General features: G+C 61.0%; 19 protein-coding genes. 11 read left to right on the top strand and 8 right to left on the bottom strand.

Annotation, left to right across the window (positions count from 1 at the left end; translation table 11 throughout):
* Positions 1 to 94: 94 nt before the first annotated feature.
* The 4 genes from priA to CMV30_RS01395 all read left to right on the top strand — a co-directional run bounded on the left by priA (position 95) and on the right by CMV30_RS01395 (position 8185).
* Entirely contained in the window at positions 95 to 2332 is a 2238-nt protein-coding gene (priA, locus tag CMV30_RS01410; protein ID WP_096054365.1) for a replication restart helicase PriA, read from the top strand.
* A gap of 275 nt (positions 2333 to 2607) precedes the next feature.
* Complete coding sequence (locus CMV30_RS01405; protein ID WP_096054364.1) at positions 2608 to 3984, top strand: sigma-54-dependent transcriptional regulator; 1377 nt, start codon at positions 2608 to 2610, stop codon at positions 3982 to 3984.
* 419 nt (positions 3985 to 4403) lie between these two features.
* Positions 4404 to 5705 (top strand): glycosyltransferase, encoded by a 1302-nt coding sequence (locus CMV30_RS01400; protein WP_096054363.1) that lies wholly within the window; start codon positions 4404 to 4406, stop codon positions 5703 to 5705.
* A gap of 8 nt (positions 5706 to 5713) precedes the next feature.
* On the top strand, positions 5714 to 8185 hold the full coding sequence (locus CMV30_RS01395; RefSeq protein WP_096054362.1) for an endonuclease/exonuclease/phosphatase family protein: 2472 nt from the start codon (positions 5714 to 5716) through the stop codon (positions 8183 to 8185).
* Here CMV30_RS01395 and CMV30_RS01390 read toward each other — a convergent pair.
* Together CMV30_RS01390 and CMV30_RS01385 are read right to left on the bottom strand one after the other, a co-directional pair.
* Positions 8169 to 9038 (bottom strand): transglutaminase family protein, encoded by an 870-nt coding sequence (locus tag CMV30_RS01390; RefSeq protein ID WP_096054361.1) that lies wholly within the window; start codon positions 9036 to 9038, stop codon positions 8169 to 8171. The genes CMV30_RS01395 and CMV30_RS01390 overlap by 17 nt on opposite strands.
* Before the next feature lie 21 nt (positions 9039 to 9059).
* A complete protein-coding gene (locus CMV30_RS01385; protein WP_096054360.1) occupies positions 9060 to 9752 on the bottom strand; it encodes a TVP38/TMEM64 family protein in 693 nt (230 codons plus the stop codon).
* A gap of 318 nt (positions 9753 to 10070) precedes the next feature.
* Here CMV30_RS01385 and CMV30_RS01380 point away from each other — a divergent pair, with 318 nt between their 5' ends.
* The 7 genes from CMV30_RS01380 to CMV30_RS01350 all read left to right on the top strand — a co-directional run bounded on the left by CMV30_RS01380 (position 10071) and on the right by CMV30_RS01350 (position 18178).
* A complete protein-coding gene (locus CMV30_RS01380; protein WP_096054359.1) occupies positions 10071 to 10583 on the top strand; it encodes a hypothetical protein in 513 nt (170 codons plus the stop codon).
* A gap of 51 nt (positions 10584 to 10634) precedes the next feature.
* A complete protein-coding gene (locus CMV30_RS01375) occupies positions 10635 to 11159 on the top strand; it encodes a YciE/YciF ferroxidase family protein (RefSeq protein ID WP_096054358.1) in 525 nt (174 codons plus the stop codon).
* Between the two features lie 219 nt (positions 11160 to 11378).
* Entirely contained in the window at positions 11379 to 13517 is a 2139-nt protein-coding gene (locus CMV30_RS01370) for an ATP-binding protein (RefSeq protein WP_096054357.1), read from the top strand.
* Positions 13514 to 14626 (top strand): hybrid sensor histidine kinase/response regulator, encoded by a 1113-nt coding sequence (locus CMV30_RS01365; RefSeq protein ID WP_096054356.1) that lies wholly within the window; start codon positions 13514 to 13516, stop codon positions 14624 to 14626. Before CMV30_RS01370 ends, CMV30_RS01365 begins: the two co-directional genes overlap by 4 nt.
* Before the next feature lie 331 nt (positions 14627 to 14957).
* Positions 14958 to 15131: a DUF1328 domain-containing protein gene (locus tag CMV30_RS01360; RefSeq protein ID WP_096054355.1), complete on the top strand. Its 174-nt coding sequence runs from the start codon at positions 14958 to 14960 to the stop codon at positions 15129 to 15131.
* Positions 15132 to 15216: 85 nt separating this feature from the next.
* A complete protein-coding gene (locus tag CMV30_RS01355; protein WP_096054354.1) occupies positions 15217 to 15735 on the top strand; it encodes a sll1863 family stress response protein in 519 nt (172 codons plus the stop codon).
* 178 nt (positions 15736 to 15913) lie between these two features.
* A complete protein-coding gene (locus tag CMV30_RS01350) occupies positions 15914 to 18178 on the top strand; it encodes a hypothetical protein (protein ID WP_096057554.1) in 2265 nt (754 codons plus the stop codon).
* Between the two features lie 6 nt (positions 18179 to 18184).
* On the opposite strand, the gene ubiE is transcribed toward CMV30_RS01350, so the two are convergent.
* The 6 genes from ubiE to CMV30_RS01320 form a co-directional block, all read right to left on the bottom strand.
* Positions 18185 to 18892 carry a bifunctional demethylmenaquinone methyltransferase/2-methoxy-6-polyprenyl-1,4-benzoquinol methylase UbiE gene (gene ubiE / locus CMV30_RS01345; protein ID WP_245844365.1) on the bottom strand — a complete coding sequence of 236 codons (708 nt, stop codon included), beginning with the start codon at positions 18890 to 18892 and terminating at the stop codon, positions 18185 to 18187.
* Positions 18893 to 19053: 161 nt separating this feature from the next.
* Positions 19054 to 19590, bottom strand: coding sequence for a hypothetical protein (locus tag CMV30_RS01340; RefSeq protein WP_096054353.1), 537 nt, complete (start codon positions 19588 to 19590; stop codon positions 19054 to 19056).
* Between the two features lie 27 nt (positions 19591 to 19617).
* Positions 19618 to 20160, bottom strand: coding sequence for a hypothetical protein (locus CMV30_RS01335; RefSeq protein WP_096054352.1), 543 nt, complete (start codon positions 20158 to 20160; stop codon positions 19618 to 19620).
* Between the two features lie 15 nt (positions 20161 to 20175).
* Positions 20176 to 21546 (bottom strand): tetratricopeptide repeat protein, encoded by a 1371-nt coding sequence (locus tag CMV30_RS01330; protein WP_096054351.1) that lies wholly within the window; start codon positions 21544 to 21546, stop codon positions 20176 to 20178.
* Between the two features lie 12 nt (positions 21547 to 21558).
* A complete protein-coding gene (locus CMV30_RS01325) occupies positions 21559 to 22227 on the bottom strand; it encodes an energy transducer TonB (RefSeq protein WP_096054350.1) in 669 nt (222 codons plus the stop codon).
* 21 nt (positions 22228 to 22248) lie between these two features.
* Complete coding sequence (locus tag CMV30_RS01320) at positions 22249 to 22680, bottom strand: ExbD/TolR family protein (RefSeq protein WP_096054349.1); 432 nt, start codon at positions 22678 to 22680, stop codon at positions 22249 to 22251.
* Positions 22681 to 22700: the final 20 nt, after the last annotated feature.

The raw sequence follows: 22700 nt of genomic DNA, 5'->3' as shown, positions 1-22700 counted from the left end.
GTCTGTCAAGAATGGGGAGGAATGCGAAAAGTGAGGTGTCGGCGTGCTTGCGTCGGGGATGAGTGGGCGGCGTCATCGCCGGTCTTTTCGCGATATGTACGTCGGTGTTCATCCTCTCGCTGGGTTCGATAAAGTCCTGCACTACCGGGTGCCGGAGTCGCTCGGCGCGGCAGTGGTCGTTGGATCGTTGGTACGCGTGCCGATCGTGAACCGGCTGCATCTGGGGATCGTGGGCGAGATCGGCGCGCCGAAGGATTTTCCGGTCGAGAAACTAAAAAACGTGGCGCAGCTGGTGCAGCCGTTTCCGGCGTTGACGCCGGATTTGCTGAGTCTGGCGAAGTGGATGGCGGCGTATTACGCGTGTGGAATCGATACGATCATCGAGACGATGTTGCCGGCGGCGGTGCGCAATGACGCGGGGCTGAAGATCGAGAAAATGCTCGTGATGGCGGAGAAGTTGCCGGAGGCGGAGCTGGAGAAACTGACGAAGCGGGCGCCGCAGCAGGCTAAGTTGTACCGGTTCATGGTGCAGCAGTTTAAGCCGGTGAAAAAATCGCTGGTGCTCACGCGGCTCGATCTCACGGCGGCGGTGGTGGCGGCGCTGGTGAAGCGCGGGGTGCTGCGCGAGGAAGCGCGGCGGGTGGAGCGCGTGGCGTATGCGGACGAGTGGGGGAGCGGCGAAGTGGTGGCGGCGATGCCCCCGTTGCTGAATCCGCAGCAACGCGCGGCGGGCGAGGCGCTGGCGGCGAGTTTGAAGGCGGATAAATTTGGCGTGACGTTGCTGCACGGCGTCACGGGCTCGGGGAAGACGGAGGTATATCTGCACGCTGTGCACGATGCGCTCGCGGCGGGAGGCGGGGTGATTTTTCTCGTGCCGGAAGTGGCGCTGACGCCGCAGACGGTGGCGCGGTTGCGCGGGCGATTGGAGGCGATCGCACCGGGGCAGAAGACGGTCGTGTGGCACAGTCATCTGAGCGAAGGCGAGCGGATCGACGGGTGGCACGCGCTGGCGTCGGGCGAGGCTCGCGTGGTGGTGGGCGCGCGTTCGGCGATTTTTGCGCCGGTGCAAAATTTGCGACTAGTCGTGGTCGATGAAGAGCACGAGCCGGCGTACAAGCAGGACGAGACGCCGCGTTATCACGGGCGGGATGTGGCGGTAATGCGCGCGAAGCTGGCGGGGGCGTTGTGCGTGCTGGGATCGGCGACGCCGTCGCTGGAGTCGTTCGCGAATGCAGAGGCGGGGAAGTATCAACTGCTTCAGCTCACGCAGCGCGTGGATGACCGGAAGCTGCCGCACATCAATGTCGTCGATATGAAGATCGAGATCATGAACTCGCGTGGGATGACGACGCTCTCGCGCAAGCTCGTGAACGCGATGCAGAGCCGTTTCGAGAAGCGGGAGCAGACGATTTTATTCATCAACCGGCGCGGTTACTCGTCGTCGATGATGTGTACGGATTGCGGGCATGTGGAGGAGTGCGAGCATTGCAGCATCACGATGACGTACCACCGCAGCGATGAGCGGCTGCGGTGTCATTTGTGCGGAGCGGAGCGGCCGGCGCCGATGTCGTGTCCGAAGTGCCGGTCGGTGAAAATCCGCTGGCGCGGGCTGGGCACGCAGCGCGTGGAGGAAGCGGTGCGGCGGGTGGTGCCGCGCGCGCGTATCGAGCGCATGGATGCCGACACGATGTCGAAGAAGCATCTGTTCCGGCAGGTGCTGGGGGATTTTCGCGCGGGGAAAATCGATGTGCTTGTAGGCACGCAGATGATCGGGAAGGGACTGGATTTTCCTAATGTGACATTGGTCGGCTTGATCGACGCGGACATCTCGATGCACATCCCGGATTTTCGGGCGAACGAGCGGACGTTTCAGTTGCTCGTGCAGGTGGCGGGACGGGCGGGACGGGGCGATCGCGCGGGCGAAGTGGTGGTGCAGACGTTCACGCCGCAGGCGGAGGCGATCCAGTTTTCGCGGCAGGCGGACTTCGCGGGGTTCGCGGCGAGCGAGTTGAAGATGCGGAAAGATTTCAGGTATCCGCCTTACCGGCATCTGATCCATCACGGGTTTCGCGGGCCGAATCCGGAGAAGCTGCAATTTTTCGCGGAGCAGTGGGCGAAACGCGTGGAGGCGGCGCTCGGCGACAAGGTTGAGTTGCGCGGGCCGTCGCCGTCGCCGATCGAGAAGATCAAGGATGAGTACCGGTGGCAGCTATGGTACTTCACGGCGCAGGTGACGAAGGTGGTGGCGGAGCTGACGAAGCTGCGCGCGGATTTCACGTGGCCGGACGACGTGACGCAGGTGCTCGATGTCGACCCGATGAACATGACGTGAGTGGGTGCGGAAACGGCAGGATTACGGCTAAGGCGTTTTGCAGCACGGGTCGGAAATCGGGACTGCAACATGCAGTTAATGGAGTGAGTGGATGAAGGAAGGGAGGAACGGGCTTTAAGATTTTTTTGCGTGAGTGATCTTTCCTAAGTCATTGGGCAGAAAATTTATCGGGGGAATTTTTCTTGGATGAAGGCTTGCGCCAAATGCAATTTGCCGTGAGTTGCCGGAGCGCGGCACGAACTTCGCGTTATCAGGCTCACAATACCCGAACCCTTATGAACATCCTCATCGTCGATGACCAAGTGAGCGTCCAGAAATCCACCTCGTATGCGTTGCGCGCGATGGGGCATGAGACGTTCATCGCCAACAACACCAAGCAGGCCGAGCGCATCCTCGAGGAGGAGCCGATCCATGCGATGTTTCTCGATGTGATGCTCGGACCGGAGAGCGGGTTGGATTTTTTGCCGAAGCTGCCCGAACTCGGAGTGGAGATTCCGGTGATCGTTTTTACGGCGCAGACATCGGTCGAGGCGGCGGTCGAGGCGATGCGGCGCGGGGCGCATGATTACATCCAAAAGCCTTTTATCCCGGAGGACATTAAACAGAAGCTGGCGAAGCTGGAGCAGCAGCGGAAGTTGACGACAAAGGTGCGCGAGCTCGAAGGCCGCGTGGCGTCGAATCAACCGGCGTTGCTGCTAGAGTCGAATGAGCCCGCGATGAAGAAGGCGTTCGACATGGCGTTTCGTGCGGCGCCGTCGGAGGCGACGGTGCTCATCCTCGGGCCAAGCGGCACGGGCAAGACGGTGCTGGCGCGCTCGGTTCACGAACGCAGTGCCCGCGCGGACAAGCCGTTCGTGACGATCAACTGCCCGAGTCTTTCCAAGGAGCTGCTCGAGAGTGAACTCTTCGGTCACGTGAAAGGATCGTTCACGGGCGCGCTCAAAGATACTTGGGGCAAAGTCGCGACGGCGGATGGAGGCACGCTCTTCCTCGATGAAATCGGAGAGGTGCCGCTGGAGATCCAGCCGAAGCTGCTGCGCTTGTTGCAGGATCGTGAATACGAGCGCGTGGGCGACACGCGTACGCGGAAGGCGAATGTGCGGCTCATCGCGGCGACCAACCGCGATCTCGCGAAGGAAGTCGCTGAGGGACGTTTCCGCGAAGATCTGTTTTACCGACTTAAGGTGATCGGCGTGGAGATGCCCGCACTCGTGGATCGTCCCGGAGATATGCCGGTGTTGATGGAAAATTATCTGAAGTTTTTCGCCGCAGCGAAAGGGCAGCCGAAGTTGAAGTTTTCGCGCGAAGCGGCGCTCGCGCTGGCGGATTATACGTGGCCGGGAAATCTCCGTGAGCTGCGCAATGTTGTGGAGCGCGCGGTGATTCTTTCGTCGGGCGAGGAAATTGAGCCCGCTGATCTGCCGGAGGAATTCACCTCGAAGAGCGAGGAGTCATCGGCGGTGCGGCCGGGGCATTTTGTGACGATCGACCGCCTCGAGGAAGAGCACATCCGGCGCGTGGTCGCGAAGGTCGATAGTCTCGATCAGGCGGCGAAGATCATGGGTATCGACATCGCGACACTGTATCGGAAGCGCAAGCGCCTGGGTATGGTGACGACGACGATCGACACGTCGAAACGAGTCGAGGCGTGAGCGGCGACATGGGTGAAGGCGCGTGAGCGTCTGACGGAAACTTAAGCCGATCTTTTTGATGCAAGCCCGCGAGTGATGCTCGCGGGCTTTTTGTTGGGCTGGAGGCTGCGCGCAGCCGAACGTGCGTAGCGTGGCGTGGTGTCTGAAGGACAAAAGCGGATGAAGGTTGTGCGGGGTGAGGGCACCGCCTACAGCGAGAACTCGTGAGAGTTTGCCTGAGTGCATTCCGCCCGGGCGGGTGTTTTGCGCGGGCTGCAAAGCGCAGCGTCCGTAAGGAGGGAAAAGCTTTTTGATGTGAGTTCTCCTCTGAGAACGCGCGCAGGGCAGTCGCTGGCACGCATCATGAGATAGGGAGCGCAGTTATCGAAACTCACTCAGACAACCCGCGAAAGCACGCAGGCATCTCTTCACTTCCAGTCATGAAAATTTGTTTCTTCACCAACACGTTTTTGCCGCACGTCGGCGGCGTCGCCAAATCGGTCCAGACCTTTCTAGAAGACTATCGCCGGCTGCGTCAGCGCGTGCTCGTGGTGGCCCCGCAATTTGCCGAAGGCGGTGCGCCGGAGCGCATCGAGCGTTCGGTGGAGCGCGTCCCAGCGCTGCAAAATTTTAATGGCAGCGACTTCTCGGTTAGCCTGCCGCTCAGCACGGAATCGACGGAGCGCATCACGGGGTTCAAGCCGGACCTGTTGCACGCGCATCATCCATTTCTGCTCGGGGACACGGCGCTGCGCGCCTCGGCGATGACGGGTGCTCCGGTGGTGTTCACGCACCATACGCTGTACGAGCAGTACACGCATTACGTGCCGTTTGATTCGCCGCGGTTGAAGGAATTCGTGATCGAGCTCTCGACGCGTTTTGCGAATCGCTGCCATGGTGTGATCGCGCCGAGCGAGAGCATTGCGGAGCTGCTCGTGAGCCGCGGCGTGACGACGCCGATCCGCGTGGTGCCGACGGGCATCGACACGAAGGCACTCGCCTCGGGCAGCCGCGCGCGTGGCAGGAAGCAGTGGAACATCCCGAGCGATGCGGTGGTGATCGGTCATCTGGGGCGGCTGGCGCCGGAAAAGAATCTGACGTTTCTCTCGGAGGCGGTGGTGCGCACGCTCAAGCGGGAGAAGAACGCGTGGCTGCTGGTTGTCGGGGATGGTCCGTCGCGCGAGGAGATGGAAAAAATCATGGCCACGCATAACGTTGCGGACCGTGTGCGGTTCGCGGGGAAGCTCACGGGCAAGGCGCTGCACGATGCGTACGCGGCGATGGATGTCTTCGCGTTTGCCTCGCAGAGCGAGACGCAGGGCATGGTGCTCGCCGAGGCGATGGCGGCGGGAAATCCGGTGATCGCGCTCGATGCGTCCGGTGCGCGCGAAATCGTGCGCGACAAGGAAAACGGCCGCTTGCTGAAGGCGGATGCGAGCACGGTGGATTTTTCACGCGCGCTTAATCAAGTGGTGCGCAGCGCGGAGCTTCGGAAGAAGTGGAGCAAGGGCGCGCGGGAGCAGGCGGCGAATTTCGACCGGGTGGTCACGTCGGTGAAAGCGCTGGAATTTTATCGCGAAGTGATCGCCGCTCATCGCCGCGACCAGCCGCGCATCGAGGAGCAATCGTTATGGGAACGCACGAAGGAGCGTCTCGCGATCGAGGGCCAGCTGGTCGCTGACAAAGTCGGCGCGGCGGTGAAAGCTATCACGGCTCCGCTCTCGCAACTGGCAGCCTCCTGACGCGCGCCATGCTTACCCGTATCGAAGCCGCGTGGTGGCGGATGCGCCGTCGTTTCAGTCGCAACGAATGGGCCGTGCGCGGGCTGAAGCTCGGCGTGACTGCAGATGCGCCGCACGCTCACGGGCTGCTGATGATCCAGATCGACGGGCTGGCGCGTGAGCAACTGGAGCGAGCGATCGCGCGCGGGCGGATGCCGTTTTTGAAGCGACTGCTCAATCGCGGGCATCAGCTGCACACCTTTTATCCAGGGCTGCCATCGAGCACGCCGGCGGTGCAGGCGGAGCTTTATTACGGGGTGCGCGGGGCGGTGCCGGCGTTCAGCTTTCTCGACAAACGCGTGGGCGGGATCGGCATGATGATGCATCCGGACTGGGCGAAGCGAATCGAGGCGGATCTGCAAACGCAGGCGACTGGGTTGCTCACGGGCGGCAGTTCGTGGAGCAACATCTACACGGGTGGAGCGGCGCAGGAGGAAAGCCATTTCTGCGGCGCTAGCATCGGACTCGGCGACATGTGGCGTACCGGAAAACTGAGGACGCTGGTGACGTTTGCATTTTTGCACTTCGGGGCGTTTGCGCGGCTGGTCGGGCTGCTGCTGCTGGAGATCGTGATCGGTTTTTTCGACGCGTTGCGCGGTGTGTTTGTGCAGGGGCGGAGCTTGAAGCGAGAGCTGTTTTTCCTGCTGGCACGCGTTTTTGTCTGCGTGGGACTGCGTGAAATGGTGACGCTCGGCGCGCGGCTCGATGTGACGCGCGGGCTGCCGGTGGTGCATGTGAATTTCCTCGGGTACGACGAGCAGTCGCACCGGCGCGGGCCGGACTCGGCGTTCGCGCACTGGACGTTGAAGGGCATCGATCGTGCGATCCGGGAGCTGCACCGCGCGGCGCGGCGCTCAGGGCGGCGGGATTATGACGTGTGGATTTTTAGCGATCACGGGCAGGTGCGCACGAAGGCGCTGGCGGGCGTGGTGGAGGGCGGGCTGGAAGGACTGGTGCGGAAGCACTGGCCGAATCAAGACGCGGTGAAAGCGGCGGAGGCGGCGCGGCCGCAGCGGCGGCCATCGCCCGGGCACTGGCTCGGGGGGCCGAAAAAAGAAAAGCGCGAGGAGACGCACCGGGCGGAGTCGCAGCTGAGTGTTTTTGAGAAGCAGGAGTTCGCCGTGGCCGCGCTCGGGCCGGTGGGGCATGTTTATTTTGGGCGCGATCTCGGTGAAACCGGCAAGCGGCGGCTGGCGGCGGCGCTGCTGCGGGATGGTGTAGGGGGCGTTTTGCTACGGCGCGAAGACGGGCGGGTGGACTGGCTTCATGCGGGTGGGGAGCAGGTGCTGCCGGATCTGCCTGAGGGACTGCCTTGCGCGGAGCCATTGCGCAGTGAGATCGCGAAGGATCTGGCGCATCTCTGCCACAATCCGCACGCGGGCGATCTGGTTGTTCTCGGTTGGGGAACGAAGGGCGAATGCTGGACCTTTGCGCAGGAGAATGGCTCGCACGCGGGGCCGACGGCGGCGGAGGCGCAGGGTTTCGCACTGCTGCCGGCAAACGTATGGCTGCCGGAAGAGGCGCGGCATTTTATCCGTCCCTCGGTCTTACGGGCGGCGGCGTTGCGTGCGCTCGGGCGTTCGGAAACGGGCGCGGTTGTGGCGGCGCAGCGACGGCAGCCGTCTGCAACGGCGGTGGCGATGCGGGTGGTGACGTACAACGTCCACAGCTGCCACGGCGGCGATGGGCGGGTTTCGCCGGCTCGGATCGCGCGCGTGCTGGAGCGGCTGGATGCGGATGTGATCGCGTTGCAGGAGCTCGACTGCGGGCGTGAGCGTTCGCGTGGCGAGGATCAGCTGGCGATTATCGCGGAGAAGCTGGGGATGCACGCGTACTTTTGCCCGGCGGTGACGTCGGGGAATTCCAAGTACGGGCATGGAGTACTGTCGCGCGAGCCGATCCGGCTGGTGCGGCGCGCGGTGTTGCCACGGGGCGGACGGATAAGGGGAGAGCCGCGGGAAGCTTTGTGGGTGACGGTGCCGTGGCTGGGAGAAGAGGTGCAGTTGTTGACGACGCATCTCGGACTGGGCTCGGCGGAGCAGGCGTCGCAAGTGGCTGATTTGCTCGCGCCGGAGTGGCTCGGTGGGATCGGCACGGACAAACCGGTGATCCTGTGCGGCGACATGAATTTTCCTCCGGGCTCGGCGGCTTATAGGAAACTGTCGGCGCTGATGAACGATGTGCAGGCGCATGCGCCGGGGCATACCGCGCGGAGGACTTTTCCGGCGCGCTGGCCGTTGCGGCGGATCGATCACATTTTTGCCTCGAAGCATTTCGAGGTGTGCGGCGTGAAGGTGCTCGAAGACGATCTCACACGCATCGCTTCCGATCACCTGCCACTGGCGGCGGATTTGAAACTGATCGTGCCTGAGAAAACGAGCGCGCCGTCCGAGGGCAGTCCCCGGACGGCGGTGAGCGCGGGGATCAGTCCTGTCGTTTGACCTCGACGGTGACCTCCATGGAGGAGGTCACGTTGAGGTTGTTGCCGATGTCGAAGGAACCGGAGATGGGCGGGAGCGATTCGGGATCTCGGCCGACGGCGATGGCGATGTGTTTCGGGCCGACGATGACGCCTCCGGTGCTGTCGAAACCTTTCCAGCCTGCGCCGGGCAGATAGACCTCGGCCCAGGCGTGCGTGGAGCCGAGAGCGGCGGGGATGTCTTCGGTGGAGGCGTAGCCGCTGACGAAACGCGCGGGCAGGCCTAGGAAGCGGCAGGTCTCGATCATGAGCGTGGCGAAGTCGCGGCAGGAGCCGCTTTGTGTGGCGAGTGTTTTGGAGGGGCGCTGGACGCCGGGCTCTTCGCGGCGGGCGTAGGAAAAGTTATTGGCGATGCTGCGGTTGATCTCGTTGAGCAGCGCGGAGGTGTCGGCCGTGTTACCGGCTTTCCAGAAGCTTTGGGTCCATTGATCGAGTTGCGACTGATCCTCGGGGTAGGACGGCGTGAGATACGGCATGAGGTCCATGCGCTCGGCGGGCGTGAGCACGAAGGGGAATTTCGCGGCGCGGTCTTCGATGACGAAGTCGAGGGGCTGCTCGTCGTAGTGTTCGACGATGACCTCGCTGAGGATGGAGAGGGAGTCGGCGGGTTCGCCGAAGACGACGGTGGCGACGGAGTTGCCGTGGACATCGCGGTGCCAGGTGATGGAGGCGGGCGTGGGGGAAATTTCGAGACGGGAACTGGCGATGAGGATGTCGTGGCCTTCGCGCGGGCGGATGAAGAGGCGATGCGGCCCGAGGATGACGGGCGCGGAATAGCTGTAGCGCGTGTGGTGGTTGATCTGGATTTTTTGCATAAAAGGAGGCGGGGGAATTTTTCAGGCTGCGGGTGCAGCGGTGGAGGAGTGTGCGGCGAAGGTGTTGCTGGCGGCGCGGTTTTCGCGGAGGCGGGTGGCGAGCATTTTGGTGAGGACGGCCATGATGATCCCGTAGGCGAGCACGCCGAAAGCCAGCGGCCAGGAAAAGTTCATCGTGGCTCCGCCGATGAGCAGTCCAAGCACGGAGGTGATCACGTGGATCGGATAGTAGCTCAGGAAGTAGATGGCGAAGGGGACGCCGGCGAGTGCGGGTGTGTAATTTTTCAGCGCGTACGAGAGGCCGGGCGCGAGAGCGAGCCAGGTGGAGAAGGTCCACGCCGAGCCGCGGTCGAGCTGCGGGAGTGACCAGCCGGCTTTTTCGAGCAGGGCGGTGACGGGGCGGCGGACGACTTTCGACAACGGGTAGCTCGCGACCAGATGGAACGCGGTGGCGGCGGCGGTGGCGGCGAGTCCTGGCCAGAAACCGAAGCGCGCGCCGACGGCGAGCAGCAGAAGCGTGACAGGAAAACCGGTCAGCGGCAGCACGGCGAAACACGCTAGCAAGGCGGCCGCCGGCAGCGCGTCCATGGCCTCCTTCCAGCGTGCTCCGCCGCCGAAGTGCGTGAGCACGGCGAATAGCGCGGCGATGCCGAGCGCGACCGCGATGATCGTGATGCGACGGCGTCGAAGAGCGGGGGAGGCGGGAGTGGACATGGTGCGGAGCGTTTCGCACGAAGTCTGCCAGTGGGTGAGGGCGAGTGGATTCTCAGACGAAAACCCGGGGAGAAGATTTTTTAGAGTGAGCGGGCGTCGGGCGGTGCACCGTCAGGCCGGTGCAAAGCGCAGGCATGGGCGCGGGAGCGCGGTTGCAAGATGCACCAGGCGGGTGGAGGAGAAAGCGTCAGGCTGGATTTGAACGGAGCACGAGCTGTTTTCCATCAGCTACTTAAGTGCGTATCCGAAACACTGGCACGCGGAGTGCGAAAGGGGTGAACAGTTTTTCTTAAACTGCCAAAATTGAATCTCCACACCATGACTCGCGAACAACTCTTCCTCCAGTTGCTGTCGGACGATCTTCACACGCTGCACGCCAGCGCGCTCGCTTTGGAAAAGGATCTGAATCGGCTTTCGCGGGAGATCGAGTCGCACAATATAGATTCTCTGTCGGGCTTGGTCGCGCGGATCAACTGCGTGGGTTTCACGCCGATCGAGGCGATGTTGCGCGAAGCGGGTATCCCTGAATCCAGGGACGGGAGCGAGCCGCAGGCGGTTTTGAACGGCGTGCTGGCCGAGGCGGGTGAAAAGATCCGTCGCGCAGAGACCAGCCGACTCGGGGTGGCAGGCGCGATCAGCATCATGCGACGCGCGGCACGCTACATGGAGATGTATTGCTCATCGGTCGCTGACTCGGCCCTACGTCTGCGCCTTGACGGCCTGTCAGATCATCTGCGCGCCTGGGCACGGGAGTGGATCGGGCTTGAGCTTAACTTGAACGCGTTTGCCGCGCGTCCGCGCATACAGGAACAAGTGTTCGCGGCGGCCTGAAGTCCGCGTTAGCGAAAAATATTTCACCTCCAACCTCAGCTCCTATCCGCCATGCCATCGACCTCCTCACTCAACACACTGAAAGATCTGCTCATCGCGCAAACGCGCGATCTCTACAACGCCGAGACGCAGTATCGCGAAATCCTGCCCAGCTTACTCAGCAGCGCGACCGATGATGAACTCCGCAAAGAGATTACCGACATCACCGAGCTGGTGGATGCGAACATCAGCTGGCTGGAGCACGCCTGCACGCATCTGAATGTGGAGCCATCGGGTGTGACTTGTGAAGCGATGCGCGGCTTGATCCGCGAGGCGCGCGATACGATTTCGAAATACGGCGACCCGTACGTGATCGACGCGGCGCTCATAGCGAACGCCCAGCGCATCGCGCATTACCAGATCGCGGGCTACGGGACGGCGCGGCAGTTCGCGAAGGTGCTCGGCGAAGATCGTGTGGCCGACATCTACGGTGACCTCGTGCGGCACGCGGGTAATGTTGACCAGCGACTGACTAAGGTCGCCACGGGTGGTTGGTTCGCGCGAGGCGTGAACCAGCGCGCGGAAACGGCTGCGTGATCCGGGCGCGTATTCAGTTTTTGAGCGTTGTATATGCGCTTACCGGAATCGCGCAGTCAGGTGCGATCGCGGTGAGGCGTGGGTTTGCGGCCTTGCTGTTTGCAGCAGGTCCAAGCGTGGCGGTAAGCGCTATTTTCGTTTCCCGGGGAGGAAGTGTTAGACAACTCCCGAGTCCGTGAGTCGTACTCGGGTGCGACGGCACTTTGCCGGAGTATTTATATGAAGAACACGATCCTCCGTTTCTGGCATGCCGGGCTGCTTGGTGTCGCGGCTTTGCTGCTCGTGCTCTCGGTGCTGACCGGTTTGTGGGCGGGCTGGCGCGCGTACGATCGTGTGCGATGGGTCAACCACACTTACCGCGTGATGGAGATGACGAGCCAGACGGCGTCGCTGATCAAGGATGCGGAGCTCGATCAACGCGCCTTCCTGATCAGCGGCTCGACAGCGTATCGGGAGTCTTATTTCGAGTCGGAGACCGCGGTGAGGAAAAGTCTGGCGGAGCTGAGTGAGATCGTGGCGGACAGCCAGCGGCAGGCGGCGCGCAGCGATGAGCTGAGCCGGCTGGTGGAGCTGCGGCTCGCCGCGCTGCGCAAGAGCGTGGAGATTTATGTGCGCCGCGACGAAGCGCCGACCAACGATGCCGGTCTGCGGCAGATGGCGGAGATCGATGCGCTCGTCCGCGTGATGCACTCCGAGGAAACGGCGCTGCTCGACCAGCGGCGGGAAAACATGCGCCGCGAACTTTGGACGACGGCGCTGATGATCGTGCTCTCGGGCGGCATGGCGCTGGTGCTGGGGATCAATTCGTTCGCGTTTATGCGCCGCGCGTTCAGCGCGCTGAAGCGCGAGGCCGAGCTGTTGCGCGCGAAAGAAAAGGCTGAGCAGGCCGACCGCGAGAAGAGCGAGTTTCTCGCGAACATGAGCCACGAGATCCGCACGCCGATGAATGCGGTGCTCGGTTTCGCGGAGTTGCTGCGGGGCATCGTGACGACGCCCAAGCAGCGCCAGTACATCGATGCGATCAATACCAGCGGCAAGGCGCTGCTCTCGTTAATCAACGACATCCTCGATCTTTCGAAGATCGAAGCAGGCAAACTGGATCTCACGCTGAAGCCGATGTCTTTGCGCGGAGTTTTCCACGGGATAGCGACGATCTTCGAGCAGCAGGCGGGCGAGCGAGGCGTGAAGCTGGAGTTCACGGTGGATGCCTCGGTGCCGCCTGCGGTGATTTTCGACTCGGTGCGGCTGAGGCAGATTTTATTCAATGTGGTGGGCAACGCACTGAAGTTCACGTCGCAGGGCACGGTCCACGTCCGCACATGGAGCCGGTTGACCGAGGGAGACGAGACATCGGTGACGCTTTATCTGAGCGTGGCGGATACAGGGGTGGGCATCGCGCCCGAACACCACGAGCTGATCTTCGAGCCGTTTCGACAAGTGAGGAACAGCCAGACGGCGCAGGCGGGCGGCACTGGATTGGGGTTGAGCATCACACGCCGGCTCTCGCATCTGCTCAACGGAAGCGTGCGCGTGGAGAGCGTGCCAGGACAGGGATCCACCTTCCTATTTGAGTTTGTGAAGGTTGCGATTTCTGCGGCGCTTCCTGATGAGGATCGCATGCCGTCGGAAGGTGAAAACCTCGATCATCTGCGGCCCAGCTTGATCCTGGTCGTGGACGATGTGTCGCTGAATCGCGATTTGATGCTGGGGTATTTTGAGGGAACGAGGCACCGGTTGCTTTACGCGAGCGGGGGTCTGGAAGGCGTCGCGATGGCTAAAAAATACCGGCCCGACATCATCCTCATGGATATGCGAATGCCGGACCTCGATGGGCATTCGGCGCGCAATGCGATCCGGGAGTTTCCCGAGCTGGCGTCCATTCCGATGATCGCGGTGACGGCCTCCAGTCTGCTGACGGAAGAGCTCAATCTGCGGAAAATTTTTGAAGGTTATCTGCGCAAGCCGCTCACGCGCGCTTTGCTCTACACCGAGCTCGCGCGACTGCTGCCGGCGGAGGGCGTGCGCCAGAGCGCATCGCCGCTGCCGGTCTCGCTGGAGGCGATCAATGTGCTGGTGGATGCCGCGCGCTGGAGGGATCTGGTCGGACACCTGCGCACGCTGGAGAAAAACACCTGGCCGATCCTCTCAAAATCAATGGGGGCGCGTGAGACGGAGGCGTTCGCGCGCGAACTCATCGTCGCTGGCAACGCCGCCGCGTGCGCGCCACTTGCGGATTACGCAGCGAAACTCCTCGCGGAAGTGCAGGCTTTTGACATTCAAGCGCAGGAAAAAACCATGAAGACGTTTCCCGAACTCGTCACAGGCATCGACCGGCTCGCACGGGAGGCCTCGTCATGAATCGTACCGCTCCCGGACATGGAGGTGTCGTGCTCGTGGTGGACGACGTCGCGCGCAATGTGCAACTACTCGGGGCCACGCTCACACGTGAAGGCTACGAAGTGTTGATCGCCACGAGTGGCGAAATGGCGCTCGAACGTTTGCAGGCGCGTCTCCCCGATCTGGTGCTGCTCGATCTGATGATGCCGGGGATCGATGGCATGGAAGTGTGCCGACGCATCAAAAAAGACCCGGGCATGCTGCACCTGCCGGTGATTTTCCTGACGGCAGCGAACGAATCAGAGATTGCGGCGAAGGCACTGACCGAGGGCGCGGTTGATTTCATCAGCAAGCCATTCAACACGGCCGAGCTGCTCGCGCGCGTGCGCACGCATGTGGATCTGAAGCGCACCCGCGATGAACTCCAGCGCATCATCGTGCAGAAAAACGAGCTGATGAGCGTGGTGGCTCACGATCTGAAAAACCCGATCTCCTCGGTGCGTTTCAGCGCGTTCATGCTCCGTGACGAAGGGTTGAAGGCCCCTGACCCACGTGCCGAGCTTGTCGATACGATCCTCGAATGTTGTGACGGGTTGTTGAAATTCATCCAGGACCGGCTGGAGCGCAGCGCAGCGGATGCGAAGCTCGGGCAGTTGCAGCTGGAGCCGGTCGATCTGGGCGATGTCATCAAACAGGTGATCCGCATCAACGTGGCTCCGGCGCACGCGAAGCAGCAGCGGCTCACGTGCGTGAGCGATCTGGACGGGCTGCCTGCAGTGCAGGCAGATTTCCACGCACTGGGCCAGGTGCTGGGCAATCTCATCTCCAACGCGATCAAGTTTTCGCTGCCCGGCACGAGTGTGACGATCAGCGTGACGGCCGACGAAAATTCTCCAGACCGATTGCGCGTGACCGTGCTCGATCAAGGGCCGGGGCTCACTGTCGATGACTGCAAGGATCTGTTCAAACCGTACCGCCGACTGAGCGCGCGGCCGACCGGTGGCGAATCGAGCACGGGGCTCGGGCTCTCGATCGCGCATGATATGATCAAGGCGATGGGCGGCACGATCGACTGCAAGTCGGACCCGGGCAAAGGCGCGGCGTTTTGGATCACGCTGCCGCTCGCGTGAAGCCGCCGGTAAGCGTGCGTCGAGCGCTCGCTCGAGAGATCCTGGCGTTGAGGATGCGAAGGGTGTACACGTATGAATGTTGTGGGCACGTGGCGATTTTCCGGTGGTGCATATCGCTGCACACTGCACGTCGGGCTGAATGAGCGTGGGTGCATTCTGCGCTGAAGGCGTAAAGTCGGAGTGGGCGGTTTTGGGCGTTACGTGATGTAAGCCGTTTGTGCGCAGCGCGCTCGGCGGCGAACGGGATTGAGTGGCACGAGGATAGCGAAGGTGGAGGGCGGTTCAGCTCAATCCCTCCGCTCAACAACACTCAACCTTAGAGGAAATTCCTATGCTCGGCTGGTCACTACTCTTCTTTATTTTCGCACTCATCGCAGGCGTACTCGGTTTCACCGGCATCGCTGGCACGGCGGTGGGCATCGCGAAGATTCTTTTCTTCGTCTTCCTCGTGCTGCTGGTCATTTCTGCTCTGGCAAGCGCGCTCCGCGGGCGTCCACCGGTTTGAAAACCGGGTGCTCCGCGTTCGGCGATTTGGAACGCTCACGTACATATTTAATTAACGCGAAACTCACGCACTCGATCTTCTTATCATGAAAACATCACTCACTTCATCAATTAAAGTTTCCTCACTGCTGGCCTGCTCGCTGTTTTTTCTCGCGGGCTGTCACGACAAGATGACCGCAGCCTCGCCTGAGGCGAGTCAGCCTAGCTCGCCCGCCAAAGAGGCGTGGCAGGAAACCAAGGCGACCGCGAAGTCGGCGGCTGCGGCGACCCGCGATGCGGTCAGCGATGCGTGGGAAAAATCCAAGGATGCGACTTTCAAGCAGCGCGAGATGGTGCGCGAACACATGAAGGCGGCCGAAGCGTCGCTCGATGCGAAAATCATCGAGTGGAATGCTAAAAAAGACGCCGCCAAAGAGGACGCCAAACCGGCGATCGCGGCGGCGCGCAAGGAAGTGGCTGAGGCACGCGAAGTGTTGAGCCAGAAAATCAACGCGCTCGATAATGCCACGGAAGAAACGTGGAACTCTGTGAAAGCAGAGTTGAACACGGCGTGGCAGCGCATGACGTCCGCTGCGGCTGATCTCGCGGCGAAGCTTCAGTCGTAAGCGACGGGCATGGTCGCGGGCTGCTTACCGCCCGTCTGGGCAGGCGATCCGTATCGGACGGCCAGCGTGGTTTCATACCGCGGTTGGTCGTGGTCTCGGGCCGAAATTTTTCATCGTTCACCGTTGAGAGGTTTCCGCCCGTCACTGGTTTTGTTTCTTCATCCAACTCTTGATCCTCATGCAATCCTGGCTTCCTTGGCGCTATCTGCTCCGGCGTGCGGCCCGCTCACGCGGGTTCATTGATCCGTTCGAGTTTCTCGCGCGGTTGCGGCAGTTTTCGCAGCCATCGGAAGTGCAGGAACCCATTGAGTTGATTCGTGCCGGCGTGGTTTTTCATGCGCGCGGATTGATCAACACGAAGGTCATTCAAAACAATCTCGACTGGGTCTGGCCGTACTGGGTGGCGCGTCAGTTCGATCCGGGAGACGATTCATTTTTGCCGCGCGCGTTTTCGTTCAGTCATGTGAATCTTACGCATCGTAACTGGACCGCTGTCGGCGTGCCGGGATTGGAGACGTTTCCGATCATCGATCCGCGCGGAATGGTGACGCCGCGTGAGGATCGCTGGTCGCTCGACTGGTGGTTTCTGCCCGATGAGGGGGAAGCGTTTTATCCGTCGCAGACAAAAGAGGCGCGGCAACGACTGGCCTTCGAACGCGGGCTCGAAGTGATCACGCAGACGAGTCGTGAAGGGTTAGACTTGGAAAGCCGGGCGTGGGTGGAAGTGGGGGACGATGGCCGGCCGGAATTGCGGTTGGAGGGACGCATCTCGTCGCAGCAACGTGGACGGCTCGTGCTGGCGGTGCGCCCGGCGAATCCGGAGGGCATCAGTTTCATCGACGAGATCCAGCGAACGACGGACAACCGTCTCGCAATCGGTGCAGCTCCGCCAATCCGCTTTAATGCGGCGCCCTCGCGCTGGCAGTTTTCTACGTTCGAGACGGGCGACATATCCGGGCAGTTGCGTGATGACCCAGCGATTGCCGCTGGAGAAGCACCGCGCGAAGCTGAGACCGGAGTGAAGTGTTCCGCAGGCCTGGCCACAGGCGGCGTGATTTATCCGGTTTCTGCGGGAGAGCCGCGTGTAGTGGCTGCGTCGATGCCGTTGGTAGCGGAGAACACTGCGCATCCGATCACGCTCAGTTGGAACGATGCGTTGGCGGGAACACCGAAGCTGAACGCGCCGCAGGCGGACTGGATTTTCTTGCACGAATCGGCGCTGCGCACGCTGGTACTTTTGTCTCCCGGCGAGATTTATCCCGGGCCGTACACATACCGGCGTTTTTGGTTTCGTGACGCGTGCCTGATTATGAATGGGCTGATCGCGGCTAATCTCCACGACCGGGCGCGGCGGGCGTTGGAAAGATTTCCTGCGAGGCAGCGCAGTGACGGCTATTTTCATTCGCAGGAAGGGGAGTGGGATGCGAACGGGCAGGTGCTGTGGATCGCGGACCGGCTGGAGCGCGCGACGGGTTCGCTGCTCCCGGCGACGCTGATGCGGTCATTTGAACGAGGCGCGCAGTGGGTCACGCGCAAGCGAGCGAAATCAAAAGGCGGACGCCACGCGGGGCTGCTGCCACCGGGCTTCAGCGCGGAGCATCTGGGGCCGAACGACTATTATTATTGGGATGATTTTTGGGGCATCGCCGGGCTGAAGGCGATAGGTGCGATGTATGAGCGGCGCGGTGACATCACGCGTGCGGCGCGTTACACGAATGAGGCGACGGCGTTCTGGTTCGACTTGCGCAACAGCCTGGCGGCGCTTCCGAAGAGTGTGGCGGAGTCCGGGATGCCGGCGTCGCCATACCGGCGGATGGACGCGGGCGCGATCGGTTCGCTGGTGGCGGATTATCCGCTGCATATCGACGAGGCGGGCGCGCAGACTTTCGTGAAGACGGCGGATTGGTTGTGGAAAAATTGCCGGCATGACGGCGGATTTTTCCAGGACATCATCCACTCCGGAGTGAATGCTTATCTGACGCTCGCGCTGGCGCAGACGTTTTTGCGGCACGGCGATGAGCGCTATCTGGGGTTGATCGACTCGGTGGCAAAACACGCATCGCCGACGGGGCACTGGCCGGAGGCGATCCATCCTAGGACGGGTGGCGGTTGCATGGGCGACGGTCAGCACGCGTGGGCGGCGGCGGAGTGGATTTTGATGATGCGGGCGCTCTTCGTGCGTGAGGAAAGCGAGCATCTCGTCGTGGGTGCTGGCGTGCCGAAACGGTGGTTCGAGAAGAGCGAACAGTTTTCCTACGGGCCGACGGCGACGGCGTGGGGACCGGTGACGATTTTATTCACGAGGCGCGGCGGGCACTGGTTTGTGAAGATCGATGGGGCGTGGACCGGACAACCGCCGCGCGTGCGGCTGGAAGCTCCGGGGTTTCAACCGGAGTGGGCGCAGCCGGTGAAGTGGGAAACGCCGCTGGTGGCGAAGCTGTGAGGCCGGTTACTTTTGCGCCTCATGCAGGGCGACGCTGCCAAGCGTGAGGCCTCGCGCGGTGACCGAGGTGAAGCCGGCGGCGCGGATCTCGGTGGCGAGAGCTTCGCGTCCAGGGAACTGCTCGATGGTTTCGTTGAGATAAACGTAGGCGGCCCGGTCTCCGGTGATGCCGCCGGCGATGAGTGGGAGAACGTGGCGAAGGTAAAAAAAGTAGAGCGGGCGAAACCAGCGCGAGGGTTGGGAGAACTCCAGGACGAAGAGGCGACCGCGAGGACGGAGTACGCGGTGCATTTCGGTGAGGGCTTTGTGGCGGTCGGACATGTTGCGCAGGCCAAAGGAAATGGTGACAGCGTCCATGCAGGCGTCGGGCAGTGGGAGCGCGAGGCCGTCGCCTTGGCGGAAGGTGACGTTGTCGAAGCGGCGGCTCTGGCGCTTTTTGATTTCGGCCTCATCGAGCATCGGCTGGCAGAAATCCATGCCGGTAATGGGAACGGTAGAGGGAAGTTTATTGCCCAAGGCGAAGGCGACGTCGCCGCTGCCGGTGGCGAGATCGAGGATGTCGCGTGGGGCGGAGCGCTTGACGGCGGCGACGAGCTTACGGCGCCAGCCGAAGTCCATGCAGCCGCTGAGCAGGTGGTTCGCGATGTCGTAGCGACGCGCGATACGGGAGAACATGGAGTTGACGGCTACGGGATCAGGCACGTTGGCGGACACGGTATGCGTGGAAAATGAAAGAGACGAAGGGACTGAGTGGATGCAGCGAACTATTCTTGGAGCGGAGGAACGGGCGTCGAGGGCGATTGCGAAGTATGTGGAGACAAAAAAGCCGCCGGGACAAAGTTTCCAATGTCCCGGCGGCTGATTGATCTTGAGAGTTACTTGGCGGCTGGAGCCGGGGGAGGCGTGGGCAGCTTGGTCATGGTGCTGTCGCTGGCGCGTTTCGCGACCATGTCAGCCATGCGCTGGACTTGGAATTCGGCGGTGCGCTTATCGACCATCGCGAGTTCGACTTTCTTGGCCATGTCGAAGGAGTCGCGGCCGAGTTTTTCTTTTTCGGCGCGGAGAGCGATGAGCTCTTTGTCCAAGGTGGCTGCCTGTTTGGTGAAGTCGGCGAGCTGGGCGTTGAAGCGTTTGGTGTCGGCGATGATCTTTTCGATGTCGGCCTTCTTTTTCGCCTCTTTGTCGTCTTCCTTTTTCTTCTCTTCGGCCTCGCGGACGGCGATGCGCTTGTCGGCGTCTTCACGGGCCTTGCGCTCGGCTTCCTGTTTCTTGGCGTCTTCCTCGGCTTTGATGCGAAGATTTTTGGCCTTAAGCTCGTTTGCCTTGGTGGTCATCTCGCCCATGTGCTGCCAGTAAAGGCCGCCGAAGAGGGCTAGGAGGATGACGGGGACGATGTAATACGAACGCTTCATGACGGGAGAGTGGGGGCTGGATTGGGTTTAGCTTTTATTCTTGGCGGCGAGGGCAGCGGCTGCGGCAGCGTCAGCGGCGGCTTTATCGACGGCGTCTATCTTGGCTAGGATGAGCTCGAAGCTCTTTTCGTTAGCCTGGGCTTGCTTGACGTAAACTTGCTGGGCGTCGATTTCGGCCTGATAGGCTTTGATCTGCTCCTTGATTTTGGCGACGGTCTCTTTCTCGGCTTTGATCTCGTCGGTGAGGCGTTTGACGACGGCTTCCTGGCGGCGCTGTTCTTGGAAAGCTTTCTGGCTTTCGTCGAGCAGTGCCTGACGGGCTTCGTTATCGAGGCGGGTCTTTTCCTCGCGGGCTTCTTTTTCCTTTTTGCGACGGTCGGCGAGGGCGATGGCGTCAGCGTAGGCTTTTTCGCGGTCGGCGAGTTCTTTGGCTAGTTTTTCCTTCTTCGCTTTTTCGACGATGGCCTGCTTTGCGCGCTGCACTTCGGCGTGGTGCGAAAGGAAGTTCCAGTAGATACCGGCGAATACGATACAGCCGATGACGGGGATCAGGAAGTAGACTTTCTTCATTGTAGTAAAGGGGGGTTAGCGGGTGACGGTAGTGGCTTTCAACTGAGCGTTACGCTCTTCGATGGCTGTGTTGACGGCGGCCTGGAGATCTTTGGCTCCTTTGGAATTGGGATCGAGCTCGATGGCTTTGTCGGCAGCCCATTTGGCGTCGTCGAGCTTCTTGAGCTCGAGGCCGAGGTATGCGATATAGCTGAGTGCTTGAAGCTGCTGGGGCTTATCGAGGCCTTTGGTGACGGCCGACTTCATGTACACAAGAGCGTCTTCGTACTTGTCGCCCATGTAGTAAAGATTGCCGACTTGAAGATCGAGGGTGGCGGCCTTGGGGAAGAGTTTGATGGCTTCTTTTAATGTTGCGATGGCCTTGGCGTCTTTGCGGGTCTGCTGGTAGCAGGTGGCGAGGAGCTCCCAGTTTTTTTGTTCGGATTCCAAGGTGCCGTTGCGGAGACCGGCTTCGAAGAGGTCGGCGGCGATGGCATATTCCTGGGCGTTGAGGTGAAGGCCGACGAGTGTGAAGTTGTCGCGCTTTTCGTTCAACAGGCCGAGCTTCTGAGCGCGTTCCAAGGTATTGATGGCGCTGACGTACCCCTTGGTGTCTTGAACGAGGTAAGCGTTCAGGAGGTTCTGCCAGTAGGATTTATTTTTGGGATACTCTTTGACGAGAAGTTCGAGGTATTCGGCCGTTTTTGGAAAGTCGCCGAGTTGTTGGGAGATCGCCATGAGCAAGGCATAGAACTGCTCCTTGGGCTTGATGCTCATGCGAAGACCTTTTTCGGCTTCGACCTGGGCCTGCTGGAGTATGGCCTTATCTACTTTATTATCGTAGAGGGCTTGATTGTAGAGGATCGATGCCGCGAAATATTGGGCGTCGGGGTTTGGCTTGGGAGTGCGATCAAGCCAGCGGCGGAGGGTGGTGTAAGCCTTGGCGTAGTTTTCGCGCTGGACGGCCGAGTTGGGTTCGGCGGCCGAGGCGATCTGGCCGTAGAGCTGAGAGAGGAGCCAGATGAGTTCGAGATCTTTATCACCGAAAAAATTGTAGCGCTCGGATAGACTTAGCGCTGTCTCGAGAGGAGCGATGGCTCCTTTGTAATCAGCCTTACCAAGCAGGCCCTGCACTTTAAGCTGGGAGAGATAGGCGGTATCGAAGCTAGCTGGTTCAACGGTGGCGAGAATGGTCGTAGTTTGAGCGATCAGCTCGTCCCATTTTTGCTCATCGATGAGCTTTTGGAGAACCTGAGCCGCTTGGTGAACTTTTTCAGTGAGTTCCCGTTTGGGGGCAGCGGGGGGCGGCGTTTGGGCGAAGGAGGCGAGCGGAGCAGCCAGCGCTAAAACTGCAGCTAGAAGGCTTGAGCGGACTCCACGAGAAAGAGGCGACGAGAAGAGTGACATGAAGGGGGCGGATTATTCGTCGTTAAGGTTGAAAACGATCGGGATCTGCATGCGCACGGCAACGGCTTTGCCGCCTTTGCGACCAGCTTTATACTTCCACTTGAGAACGGCTTGTTGTGCGGCGGACTCGAATTCGCGCTGGCTGGAGCGTACGACTTCGACGTCGCGGACATCGCCATTGGTATCGACCACATAGCGAAGAACGACTTCTCCATTCAAACCAGCACGGCGCATTTCAAACGGGTAGTTTGGCCGGGCTTGGACGCCGCGGATTTGAGGCTGTTGATCGAGATCCTTCAGACTGAAGATGTCTCCGATTTTGGTGCCGATGCCGGTGCCCGGGCGACCAGCGGGAATGTTCATGACGCCGGTCGGGCGGCCGAGATTAGGTGGAGGCGGGGGTTGGACGGCCTGGGTAAAGTCGTTGAGCTGAACGACGCTTGGCACGTCCGTTATGCTTGGGGGTGCTAGTGAGGCGACTTCGTCGTTGGTCTGCTCGGTGGCATCAACAACTTCTTCTTCCTCGGGCTCAACCGGTGGCGGGACGAGCACTTCGATCGCTGGGGTCTCTTCTTTGACGACAGCTTTTTTGGGTTTGGGCTTCATCAGCTCGCCGCCATAGCCAAAGAGGCCGTGAAGAGCTACAGAAACGATGATACCGATAATGAGGTCTCGACGCATGGTGCTTGAAAACGTTGAGGGTTACCGGCCGGTGCCGCGGTAAATAGTCTCGATGGAGACTTGTTCAATTTGGGCTTCACGGACTTTGTCCAAGACCATGACCAAGGAACCGAATTTGGCGCGCTCGTCTCCGGTGACCAAAACCTTGGGGCCGGTTGTCTGCGCGTACTGCAACAAGCGGGGAGTGACCTCGCTCATCGAGATAGGTTCACGATTCCAGAAAACGGAGTCTGCATCAGAGACCTGGATGATCACTGGTTCCTCGGGGGGCTTCGAGTTATCGGGTGGTGTCGCTTTAGGAAGATTGATCGGAATAGATTCAATCTTGTTCAGCGAGAGCGTGAATAGAACGAAGGTTGCAAGAAGGAAGAAAACGACGTCGATCAACGGGATGATCTCAATACGTGCTTTCTTAGGTCCTGAGGATTTTGCAGCAGATCCGGCACCGGCCATGTGGAAAGGAGTTAAATGCT

Source organism: Nibricoccus aquaticus, from assembly GCF_002310495.1.
In the GTDB taxonomy this organism is placed as follows: domain Bacteria; phylum Verrucomicrobiota; class Verrucomicrobiia; order Opitutales; family Opitutaceae; genus Nibricoccus; species Nibricoccus aquaticus.
The sequence above is the reverse complement of the archived record's forward strand: the minus strand, read 5'-3'. Positions and strand labels throughout refer to the sequence as shown.